The following is a 12,273-nucleotide window of genomic DNA, read 5'->3' on the forward strand; positions in this document are numbered from 1 at the left end:
AGAATGAGAAAGATAATATTATTCCTTTTCTTGTGCTTGGGAGTAAGTGTACAGAAAACTTTGTCCCAAGTACGCGATACGATTGTGATACATGATACGGTGTATGTTGAGAAACCTAAGAAAAAACCAATAACAGTAGATTCAAACAATCTGATAAAGATGAAAGCGATTGGTCGTTATGATCGTGGAATATTGAACTATCGTTTTGTTCCCAAAGGAAAATGGATTGGAGGATTAACCTTCTCGTACGTGAACTTGGACAGTGATAATAGCAGCATGTTGTATGCTATTTTGGGTGATATGGATGCTACGTTTACAATGAAGTCAATTCATCCGTTTGTGGGATATGCACTGAAAGACAATGTGGTGGTGGGAGCCAAGTTTGGTTACAGCCATATTGTGGGTGATTTGGGTAATATAGATTTGAATCTGGGAGATGATTTGAGTTTTAATATAGGAAATATGCGTTATACGGAAGATATGTATTCTTTCGGGGTTTTTAATCGCTCTTATGTGGGATTGGATGAAAATGGAATATTCGGATTGTTTAATGAAACAGCTTTGACTTATAAGCGGGGAACATCGAACTTTTCAGATGGAGAAGGAGATAGTATGACTCATACGGAGACAGATGTGAATGAGATACATCTGGGGATTAATCCGGGAGTAGCTGTTTATATTACTAAAAATGTGTGTGCGGAAATGTCCTTTGGAGTTGCCGGATTTAAGTATCGTTGGGAGAAACAACGGGATGACTCAGGAGCGGTAGGAAAAAGGAATAGTAGTGGCGCTAATTTTAAGATTAATCTTTTTAATATTAATATTGGTATAACCTTTTGCATGTAGTTATGTGGAATACATTATATAGAATTGCTATTAGTATAATACTGGCTGGTACTCTAAGCTGTTGCATCAAAAATGATATACCTTTTGCTAAGGTACCTCTTTCTATTACAGGTATAGAAGTTGAGGGGCAGTCGGGAAGTGCGGTCATTTCGGAAAGTGAAAGTACTGTGACGGTTACTTTGCAGGAAACGGTAAACCCTAAAAAGGTGATGTTGAAAACTTTTACTTATACAGAAAAGGCTTCTTCTACTTTGACAGCCGGTACAGAGATAGATTTAAGCCAGCCTTATGAGGTTACTTTATCCCTTTATCAGGATTATAAATGGGAGATAATTGGAAATCAGCCTATAGCACGTCGCATGATAATTGATGGGCAGCTTGGAAATTCGGAGTTTGATGTGAAAAATCATTTAGCTACTGCTTCAATTCGAAAGAGTGCTGATTTAAAGGATATTGTTTTGTCTGATTTAAAATTGGGACCAGAAGGAGCTTTGAATGACGGAGTGAGTGGAACTCCGGAGGTTCAATGGACATTTTATCGTGATTTTGCCCAGGCATCTGTACATGTGACTTTTAGTGATTTTGTGGATGAGACTTGGACTCTCCGCGTTTACAAAAGTGATAAGGATGTGGTTACAGAATCTGCTGATGGATGGGTTAATGTGGCATGGTTATATGGTGCTGGTGTGGCCGATACGGAATGTGGCTTTGATATTCGTGAAGATGGAAGTGAAGACTGGACACGTGTAGATCAGAAGTATGTGACCATGGATGGAGGTCAATTTACAGCTCGTGTCCCTCATTTGAAGGCGAATACTACTTATGAATGTCGTGCTTACTCTGGCGATCAGGTCGGAGATGTGGTAACTTTCTCTACCACGGAGACAGTATCTGTACCTAATATGGGATTTGAAGACTGGCATCAGGAAGAGAAGGTGATTTGTCCATGGGCACAGGACGGGACTCGATTCTGGGATACTGGAAACCATGGAAGTACTACGTTAAGCGAGAAAGATAATATTACATTATCTACAGAAGACATTCGTCCTGGTAGTACAGGGAAGTTGGCTGCTGTATTGAAATCTCAGAAAATTGTAGTAAAATTTGCTGCTGGAAATCTATTTATTGGTGAATATAAGGAGACAAAGGGAACTAATGGCGTTTTAGGTTTTGGAAGAAGTTTTACTTCCTATCCGACTCGTTTAAAAGGTTATTTTAAATATCAGACTGCTTTGATTACGGAAGCTATTGATAAATATGCTTCATTAAAGAATCAACCGGATACTTGTATCGTATGGGTAGCTTTAGGTGATTGGGAACTTCAGGAAAATCCTAATAGTGGTGAAAAAACTGCGGTGGAAGTGCAGACGGATGACAAGGGAACAGGAAAGTATTTTGATAAGAACGATTCGCATATCATAGCTTACGGTGAGATGACATGTGGAGAAAATGTAAATGAATACACTCCTTTCTCTGTGGAACTTGAGTATAGGGCAACGAATCGGAAACCTACAGCCTTGCTGATTGTTTGTTCTGCCAGCAAATATGGAGACTATTTTACAGGGGCTCCAGGGGCTACTATGTGGGTGGATGATTTTAGCTTGGAATATGATTATGATGATTAGTCAGTAAGGTTATTGTAAAAGAATTGTAGCTGAATTTAGCTATACCATGGTAAACAAGTGTATTACTTTATTTGTTAGTAATAGATGCAACAAACTGGATGCCAGGGATACCAGTCCCACGGGAGATGGAAAAACATGCTGGGAGGCTTCTTCTTCGAACCTGATGCACTGGTGGCTGAATGCGAACCGTAGTTATGTGGAACGTTATCTGGAATACAAACGTCGTCTGAACCCGGAATTTTCGATTCCTTCGGCTTATCCGGATTCAAAGCATAGTGAGATTTATCAGGGATTCAAGAATCGTTTTGGCAATAAGTCGGGGTATATCGTATCGGGTGTAAACTGGTTCTTGTCAGGAATCTGCAACCGGGTGATGTATCCTCAGGATGTGCCGGAACAGGAAAATGCGGGCTTCTTTTTTGACGTGTTCGGTCGATATTCGCTGGTGAAGCAGTATGGCAACGGGTATATGACGAAGGAGGAGTTTAATAACGCCATCAAATTGGCAAAGAAGCAGGGAATGGCCGTCGGACTGGATATTTTTATTCAAGGAGGTGGGCATGCCATAAATCTTTGGGGAGCTGAGTTTGATGAGAAGGGAGAGGTGAGTACGATTTACCTTGTAGATAACAACGATGGAAATTTGGGTGACTGGATTTACAAGGCTAAAATTGTGTATGAACAGGATGCTTCAAGTGGAGCTTTGTTTACTTATATGAAATGGGTTTATAATGAAGACTTGAAGATAAAAATTATGGATTTGGTACTGTTGGATAAAGGTACTTCTTATTGGGAGTCATTCTTTAAAAACAAAAACGGGTGAAACTTGAAAGTTCAAGTCCCACCCGGATTTATAAATTAAGAATTAAAGTTTTATACAATTCCCTGAGCCATCATAGCGTTAGCTACTTTCATGAATCCGGCTACGTTAGCACCCTTCACATAGTTGATATAACCATCGGGTTCTGTACCGTATTTCACGCAAGCTTCGTGGATGTTCTTCATGATGCTCTTCAGTTTTTCGTCTACTTCTTCCTGACTCCAGCTCAGCTTGATAGAGTTCTGAGTCATTTCCAGACCTGATACTGATACACCACCTGCATTGGCTGCCTTACCCGGAGCGTAAAGAATCTTCGCATCCTGGAATACGCGGATTGCTTCTGGAGTAGAAGGCATGTTGGCTCCTTCTGATACAGCAAATACGCCGTTTGCTACCAGTGCTTTAGCATCGTCACCGTTGATTTCATTCTGAGTGGCAGAAGGAAGAGCGATGTCTGCTTTTTCATTCCATGGACGAGCACCTGCTACATACTTGCAACCGTATTTTTCTGCATATTCACGGATACGTCCGCGATAGAGGTTCTTCAATTCCATGATGTAATCCAGTTTTTCGCGGTCGATACCGTCCGGATCATAGATGTAACCGTCAGAGTCGGACATGGTAACTACTTTAGCACCCAACTGAATCAGTTTTTCTACAGTATACTGTGCTACGTTTCCTGAACCAGATACCAGACAAGTCTTACCCTTGATGTCGATGTTACGAGTTTTCAGCATTTCCAGCAAGAAATAGATGTTACCGTAACCTGTAGCTTCCGGACGGATAAGTGAACCACCAAATTCACGGCCTTTACCAGTCAACACACCGCTGAATTCGCGAGTCAGTTTTTTGTACATACCGAACATGTAACCTACTTCACGGCCGCCTACACCTATATCACCGGCAGGAACGTCAGTTTCAGGACCGATGTGGCGCCACAATTCCAGCATGAATGCCTGGCAGAAACGCATTACTTCTGCATTTGACTTACCGCGTGGAGAGAAGTCAGATCCACCTTTACCACCACCCATCGGAAGAGTAGTCAGTGAGTTCTTGAAGGTCTGTTCGAATGCCAGGAACTTCAAAATTCCCAGGTTTACAGAGCTGTGGAAACGGATACCGCCTTTGTACGGGCCGATAGCGTTGTTGTGTTGTACACGGTAACCCATGTTGGTCTGGATGTTACCTTTGTCGTCCATCCAAGTGACGCGGAACTGGTATACGCGATCTGGAATACACAGACGTTCAATCAAGTTTACTTTGTCGAATTCAGGGTGTTTGTTGTATTCCTCTTCGATAGTTCCTAACACTTCTTCTACTGCCTGATGATACTCAGGTTCATTGGGGAATCTTCTTTTCAGATCTTCCAGAACTTTAGCTGCATTCATAATTAAAAAAGATTATCTGTCTTATTTATTGGTTTTGAAAAATCACAGTAATATGTTTCTTCTTGTTTGATGTGCCAAAAATATAGATAAAAATTTATTTATGCAACAATAAATCAAGAAAAGTGAGAAAAAAGCGTCAAAAATCCCTTTTTATCTATTTATTCGTGTTTATTTGTTTCTGCTTTTAAGAGATTTAATTACAGGGATAAACACCAAAGCTCCTGATATGAGAATCATAATGACAAGCGGACCGTCAATTTTGGGAGTAGAGGTGAGTACTAAAAAGCAAAGTGCGGCCCAGCATAAAGTAAGTACGACACATTGTGTATGATTGAGTGGTTTTCTCATGGCTTTTAGAAAAATAATACACGGAGGAACGGTGGCAAGGGTGAATGTTTGGCTTGCAGCTGCTCCTCCGTGTAGGGTGAAATAAATCAGTAATGTTTATTGTGCTTTTTTCTTCTTGTCGACAATGGCATCAATGCAGGCGATAGCTGTGATATTGACAATATCGCGTACAGAGCTTTCAATGTCGGTGAAGTGAATTGGTTTGTTCAATCCCATCTGAATCGGGCCGATTACTTCAGTTTCACTCATGCTTTGGATGAGTTGGTAGGTTGCATTGGCTGAACTCAGGTTAGGGAATACCAATGTGTTTACTTCTTTTCCTTTTAAGCGTGTGAAAGGATATTTCTCATCGCGAAGGGCATTGTTCAAGGCGAATTTCACTTGCATTTCACCGTCAATAGCCAAATCCGGGTATTCCTGATGCAGCTGGTTGATGGCTTCGTGTACCTTTGCCGGACTTCCTTCTGCATCGGAACCGAAGTTGGAGTAAGACAGCATGGCCATTACCGGTTCCTGGTTGAAGAAACGTACAGCCTTGGCCGACAGTTTGGCAATGTCTATCAAGGTATCGGTGTCCGGATGACGGTTAATCAATGTATCGGCAATGAAATAAGTTCCTTTCTTGGAGTTCAGAATATGCATGGTACCGAAATGTTTGTATCCCGGTTGGATACCGATAACTTCCTTGGCAACCTTGATCGTGTTGGAGTACTTGGTGTACAATCCGGTTACAAAGGCATCTGCTTCGCCGGTTTCCACCATCATCATACCAAAGTAGTTGCGTTCGAACATCTTGTCGTTTGCTTCCTGGAAGTTGGCTCCTTCGCGGGCACGTTTTTCGCAGAGGATGCGTGCATAACGTTCGCGACGTTCTGATTCACGGTCGTGGCGCAGGTTGACAATTTCAATGCCCTCCAGGCTCAGGTCAAGTTCCTTGGCTAATTTTTCGATGCGTTCTTCGTTACCCAAAAGAATCGGATGGCAGATACCTTCAGCTTTGGCTTCTACTGCAGCTTTCAGCATGTTCGGATGAATACCTTCGGCAAATACCACATGTTGCGGGTTGCGGCGAGCTGTTTCATACAACTGGCGGGTCAGCTTGTTTTCCTGTCCCATCAGTTCTCTCAAGTGATTCTTGTATTCATCCCAGTCGGTAATCTGTTTGCGGGCTACACCTGATTCCATGGCAGCCTTAGCTACGGCCATGGACACTTCGGTAATCAGACGCGGGTCGACCGGTTTCGGGATGAAGTATTCAGGTCCGAAAGTCAGGTTGTTCACATGATAAGCTTCGTTGACAACGTCGGGTACAGGTTTCTTAGCCAGGTCGGCAATGGCATGTACGGCAGCCAGCTTCATCTCTTCGTTGATGGCAGTGGCACGCGTATCAAGTGCACCACGGAAGATATAAGGGAATCCGATGACATTGTTTATCTGGTTCGGATAGTCAGAACGTCCGGTTGACATCAATACGTCCGGGCGAGAAGCCATGGCATCTTCGTATGAAATTTCCGGAGTCGGGTTGGCCAAAGCAAATACGATAGGATGAGAAGCCATGCTGCGTACCATATCCTGACTCAGCACGTTACCTCTGGAAAGGCCGAGGAATACATCGGCTCCCTTGATGGCTTCTGCCAGTGTGTGGATGTCAGTACGGTCGGTCGCAAAGTATCTTTTCTGTTCGTTCAGGTCTGTACGGTCTTTAGAAATCACCCCTTTACTGTCGAGCATGACAATGTTTTCCAGGCGTGCACCGAGAGCTACATATAATTTAGTGCAAGATACGGCAGATGCACCGGCACCGTTGACTACTATTTTTACCTCTTCAATTTTCTTTCCGGCTACTTCCAGCGCATTCAGCAATCCGGCACTGGAGATGATGGCTGTACCGTGCTGGTCGTCGTGCATTACCGGAATGTCCAGTTCTTCCTTCAGTCTCTGTTCTATTTTGAAGCATTCAGGAGCTTTGATGTCTTCCAGATTGATACCTCCGAAAGTAGGAGCAATGGCTTTTACCGCTTCGATAAATTTATCCGGGTCTTTTTCATTTACTTCAATATCGAATACGTCAATTCCGGCATAAATTTTAAACAGCAGTCCCTTTCCTTCCATTACGGGTTTTCCGCTCATGGCACCTATATCTCCTAAACCTAATACAGCTGTTCCGTTAGAGATTACGGCTACCAAGTTACCTTTGTCGGTATAGTCGTATGCGGTATCCGGATTCTTTTGGATTTCCAGACACGGTTCTGCTACTCCCGGTGAATAAGCCAATGATAAATCTCGTTGAGTTTGATAAGGTTTGGTGGGGACCACTTCTATTTTCCCCGGTTTGCCTTGTGAGTGATAGAGCAAGGCTGCTTCTTTCGTTATTTTTGTCATATTTCTTCGTTTTTTAGTTGTTTCAAAGAATAATGTATCGCGCAAATGTAGGAATAAAATAACAAATGGACTGTTTTTTTCTGAAAAAAACTATAAAATGAACGAAGGTTGTTTTGGAGTATTGAAGATTTTTTGTCGATAGTTTTTGTCGATTGGTCTGATAATATTGGCTATATGTAATGATATTAGGGCATTATGGTTATTCTTAGTTAAAGTCACTTTCCGGACCTTGATTTTTTTTCTATATTTGCACGATAAAAAACTAGAGAAGGGTGTAAAGTTTTCAGTGGAAAACTTTAATAGAGAGAAGAGATAAAACAAATTTTATATATGAATATAAGTATGAGCACAAAAAGAAACAGAAGTTTTTCTTCTAGCCGAGTGGCATTCTATGCATTGACTCTTTCGGTGCTGACTGCATGTGGAGGCGGTCAGGGGGGTATGAAAATGGGTGATGATGAATTTGCGGTTGAAACACTTGCAGCTGCTTCTAGCAATCAGACAACCCAGTATCCCGCTACAATTAAAGGTTTGCAGGATATTGAAATTCGTCCGCAAGTATCAGGATTTATCGTGAAGTTGTGTGTAGACGAAGGTGCTACAGTTCGCAAGGGACAAGCTTTGTTCCAGATTGATCCTACACAGTATAAGGCTGCATACGATCAGGCTAAAGCAAGCGTGGCTTCAGCAAAAGCTAACTTGGAAACTGTTACTTCAACTGAAGCAAACAAGAAGATGCTGCATGAGCAGAAAATTATCAGTGATTTTGAATACCAGACAGCTGTAAATAACCTGCTTTCTGCTAAGGCAAGTTTGGCACAGGCAGAAGCTTCTTATGCGGCTGCAAAACAGAATTTGGGCTTCTGTACCGTAACCAGTCCTTCAGATGGAGTTATTGGTACTTTCCCGTATCGTGTAGGTGCATTGGTTGGTCCTTCTGCAGCTGAACCGTTGACTACCGTTTCTCAGATTGGAGATATGTACGTATATTTCTCAATGACTGAAAAACAGTTGCTGGCTTTGACTAAAGCAGGTGGTACATTGAAGGAACAGTTGGAAAAGATGCCTGCTGTCAAATTGCAGTTGTCTGATGGAACAATGTATTCAGAAGAAGGTAAGATTGATGCCGTAAGTGGTGTAATCGACCAGACTACTGGTTCTGTAAGCATGCGTGCAATTTTCCCGAACAAGCAGAATATCCTTCGTAGTGGAGGTATGGCCAACGTGGTATTCCCATACACTATGAGCGACATTATCTTGATTCCTCAAACTGCTACTCAGGAAATTCAGGACAAGAAGTTTGTGTATGTATTACAGTCTGATAATACTATCAAGCATACAGAAGTGCAGGTTTCTAACTTGAATGATGGTAAACATTACATCGTGACAGGTGGGCTGAAGCCTGGGGATAAGATTGTTGTAGAAGGTGTTCAGACATTGAAAGACGGACAAAAGATTACTCCGATTACACAGGCTGAAAAAGAAGCTAAATTCCAGAAGGCGTTACAAGACCAGCGGGATGGTAACATTCAGACAGCTTTTAAATAATAAAAAATGATTCTTATGGTGCTGGGGGAATGTGTTTGATGAAAACCCTCGGGACTGTAATTATAAATGGTATTTAAAGAATGAAACTAGATAAATTTATTAACCGTCCGGTACTGTCAACCGTAATTTCTATTTTGATAGTAATTCTGGGTGTGATTGGTTTGGCCACCCTGCCGGTTACACAATATCCGGACATTGCACCTCCTACCGTATCGGTAAGAGCAACTTATACAGGTGCGAATGCACAGACTGTGTTGAACTCAGTGATTGCTCCGCTGGAAGACCAGATTAACGGTGTAGAAAACATGATGTACATTCAGTCTAGTGCCTCAAACAATGGTTCAGCTGATATCAGCATTTATTTTAACCAGGGTACTGACCCGGATATGGCTGCGGTCAACGTACAGAACCGTGTGTCTATGGCACAAGGTCTGTTGCCGGCAGAAGTTACCAAAGTGGGTGTGACCACACAGAAACGTCAGAACTCTATGTTGTTGATTTTCTCTTTGTATGATGCAGAAGATAAGTATAACATTGAGTTTATTGAAAACTATGCCAAGATTAACTTGATTCCGGAAGTTCAGCGTGTAAAAGGTGTGGGTGATGCCAACGTGATGGGTCAGGACTACTCTATGCGTATTTGGTTGAAGCCGGATGTGATGGCGCAGTACAATTTGGTTCCGTCTGATATCTCTGGTGTATTGGCAGAACAGAATATTGAAGCTGCACCTGGACAGTTTGGTGAACGTGGTAATCAGACTTTCCAGTACACCATTCGTTACAAAGGTCGTTTGCAGCAGACTGAAGAATTTGAAGATATTGTAGTGAAGGCTCTGCCTAACGGTGAAGTACTCCGTTTGGGAGATGTAGCCCGTATCGAACTGGGACGTCTGGCTTATACCTTTAATAATACAGTAAACGGTCATAAGGCTGTAACTTGTATCGTATTCCAGATGGCAGGAACCAATGCGACAGAAACAATCAACAACTTGTTGGATGTTATTAGTAAGGCTGAAGAAAGCTTGCCTGCCGGATTGAAGATTAACGTGGCTCAGAATGCCAATGACTTCTTGTATGCGTCTATTCACGAAGTTATCAAGACTTTGATTGAGGCGTTTGTGCTGGTGTTCATCGTAGTATATGTGTTCTTGCAGGATATGCGTTCTACATTGATTCCGGCCATTGCCATTCCGGTAGCCTTGATTGCTACTTTCTTCGTATTGAAACTGATTGGATTTAGTGTGAACTTGCTGACACTTTCGGCGATGGTGCTTGCCATTGCGATTGTGGTCGACGATGCCATTGTGGTGGTGGAAGGTGTACATGCCAAGTTGGACCAGGGATACAAATCATCTCGTGAGGCTTCTATCGATGCCATGAGCGAACTCGGTGGTGCACTGGTTTCTATTACATTGGTCATGATGTCCGTGTTTATCCCGGTAAGTTTCATGGGAGGTACGGCCGGTACATTCTATCGTCAGTTCGGTATTACGATGGCGATTTCTATCGCATTCTCTGCGTTGAACGCGTTGACACTTTCTCCGGCATTGTGTGCTATTTTCCTGAAACCGCATGATTCAGAACACAAGCAGAAGAAGATGAGTATGGTCGATCGTTTCCATACCTCTTTCAATGCTGCATACGATTCATTGCTGAAGAGCTATAAGAAGCGTGTCGTATTCTTTATTCATAAGAAATGGCTTTCATTCGGACTGGTGGCTGCATCTATCGTATTGTTGATGTTCTTTATGAAAACCACTCCGACTGGTATGGTGCCGAATGAAGATACCGGTACTATCATGGGTGCTGTGACATTGCCTCCTGGTACTTCTCAGGAACGCGCTATGGAAGTGTTGGCCAAGGTAGATAGCCTGGTAGCTGCAGAACCTGCCGTTCAGTCTCGTACTATCATTTCTGGATATAGCTTTATTGGTGGTCAAGGACCTTCTTACGGTTCTGTCATCATCAAGCTGAAAGACTGGGAAGAACGTTCCATGATGCAGAATTCAGATATTATCTATTCTACTTTGTTCTTGCGTGCACAGAAAGTCATTAAGGATGCACAGGTATTGTTCTTTGCTCCTCCGATGATTCCGGGTTATTCAGTATCAAGTGATATTGAGTTGAACATGCAGGATAAGACCGGTGGTACGCTGGATCACTTCTTTGAAGTGGTAAAAAGCTATACAGCTGCACTGGAAGCACGTCCGGAAATCAACTCTGCGAAGACTACCTTCAACCCGAGCTTCCCGCAGTATCAGCTTGACATTGATGCGGCAGCTTGTAAAAAGGCAGGTATCAGCCCGAGCGATATTCTTTCTACTATGCAGGGATATTTTGGAGGTTTGTATGCTTCTAACTTCAACCGTTTCGGTAAGATGTATCGTGTAATGATTCAGGCTGAACCGGATGCTACTAAAAACATGGAATCGTTGAACGGAGTGAAAGTACGTGGTAGCAATGGAGAAATGGCTCCTATCACACAGTTCGTAAGCATGAAGAAAGTATACGGCCCGGATATTATCAACCGTTTCAACCTGTATACTTCAATGAAGGTGATGGTGGCTCCTGCTTCTGGTTATACTTCAGGTCAGGCATTGCAGGCTATTGCTGAAGTGGCTAAGGAAAATCTTCCGATGGGATTCGGTTACGAATTGGGAGGTATGGCACGTGAGGAAGCACAGACAAGTGGCAGTACAACAGGTATTATCTTCGTACTTTGCTTCGTCTTCGTTTACTTGCTGCTGAGTGCCCAGTATGAAAGTTACATCCTGCCGTTGGCCGTATTGCTTTCTGTTCCGTTCGGTTTGATGGGTAGCTTCATCTTCGTCAACGGATTTAGTGCATTGGGAAGCATTCCTGCATTGAAGATGATTTTGGGAACCATGTCAAATGATATTTACATGCAGATTGCCTTGATTATGTTGATGGGTCTGTTGGCTAAGAATGCCATCTTGATTGTAGAGTTTGCTCTTGACCGTCGTAAACAAGGTATGAGTATTTCCTGGGCAGCCGTATTGGGTGCTGCAGCCCGTCTTCGTCCGATTTTGATGACTTCATTGGCCATGATTGTCGGTTTGATTCCGTTGATGTTGGCTATGGGTGTAGGAGCTCACGGTAACCGTACATTGGGTGCTTCGGCTATTGGTGGTATGTTAATCGGTATGATTTTCCAGATTTTCATCGTTCCGGTATTGTTCGTGGTATTCCAGTGGTTGCAAGAAAAAGTGAAACCAATGGAATGGGATAGCCTCGATGAAAGTGAAGTGGAAGCTGAAATTGAACAGTATTCTCCTAATACGCATAAATAAGATTG

Annotated in this window: 8 protein-coding genes; 5 read left to right on the forward strand and 3 right to left on the reverse strand. The window is 42.7% G+C overall.

Going from position 1 to position 12,273, the window contains the following annotated elements:
- Window positions 1-3 precede the first annotated feature (3 nt).
- Genes DXD04_RS02775 through DXD04_RS02785 form a run of 3 tightly spaced genes read left to right on the forward strand, consistent with a single transcriptional unit; the run spans window position 4 to window position 3,294 of the window.
- Complete coding sequence (locus DXD04_RS02775) at window positions 4-846, forward strand: hypothetical protein (RefSeq protein WP_117670662.1); 843 nt, start codon at window positions 4-6, stop codon at window positions 844-846.
- A gap of 2 nt (window positions 847-848) precedes the next feature.
- Window positions 849-2,471 (forward strand): PCMD domain-containing protein, encoded by a 1,623-nt coding sequence (locus tag DXD04_RS02780; RefSeq protein WP_117670664.1) that lies wholly within the window; start codon window positions 849-851, stop codon window positions 2,469-2,471.
- A gap of 46 nt (window positions 2,472-2,517) precedes the next feature.
- Window positions 2,518-3,294, forward strand: a complete 777-nt coding sequence (locus DXD04_RS02785; protein ID WP_117670667.1) for an IdeS/Mac family cysteine endopeptidase — start codon at window positions 2,518-2,520, stop codon at window positions 3,292-3,294.
- 50 nt (window positions 3,295-3,344) lie between these two features.
- Here DXD04_RS02785 and DXD04_RS02790 read toward each other — a convergent pair whose 3' ends face one another.
- The 3 genes from DXD04_RS02790 to DXD04_RS02800 all read right to left on the reverse strand — a co-directional run bounded on the left by DXD04_RS02790 (window position 3,345) and on the right by DXD04_RS02800 (window position 7,409).
- Complete coding sequence (locus tag DXD04_RS02790; RefSeq protein WP_022053469.1) at window positions 3,345-4,679, reverse strand: NADP-specific glutamate dehydrogenase; 1,335 nt, start codon at window positions 4,677-4,679, stop codon at window positions 3,345-3,347.
- Window positions 4,680-4,847: 168 nt separating this feature from the next.
- A complete protein-coding gene (locus DXD04_RS16835) occupies window positions 4,848-5,027 on the reverse strand; it encodes a hypothetical protein (protein WP_081458118.1) in 180 nt (59 codons plus the stop codon).
- Between the two features lie 96 nt (window positions 5,028-5,123).
- A complete protein-coding gene (locus DXD04_RS02800; protein ID WP_117670669.1) occupies window positions 5,124-7,409 on the reverse strand; it encodes an NADP-dependent malic enzyme in 2,286 nt (761 codons plus the stop codon).
- Window positions 7,410-7,751: 342 nt separating this feature from the next.
- Here DXD04_RS02800 and DXD04_RS02805 point away from each other — a divergent pair, with 342 nt between their 5' ends.
- Together DXD04_RS02805 and DXD04_RS02810 are read left to right on the forward strand one after the other, a co-directional pair.
- The gene (locus DXD04_RS02805) at window positions 7,752-8,957 is read left to right on the forward strand and encodes an efflux RND transporter periplasmic adaptor subunit (RefSeq protein ID WP_178270032.1); all 1,206 of its coding nucleotides are present in this window, start codon (window positions 7,752-7,754) and stop codon (window positions 8,955-8,957) included.
- 80 nt (window positions 8,958-9,037) lie between these two features.
- Entirely contained in the window at window positions 9,038-12,268 is a 3,231-nt protein-coding gene (locus DXD04_RS02810) for an efflux RND transporter permease subunit (protein ID WP_117670671.1), read from the forward strand.
- The last annotated feature ends 5 nt before the right edge of the window (window positions 12,269-12,273 follow it).

This window comes from Phocaeicola plebeius, assembly GCF_003437535.1.
Lineage (GTDB): Bacteria > Bacteroidota > Bacteroidia > Bacteroidales > Bacteroidaceae > Phocaeicola > Phocaeicola plebeius_A.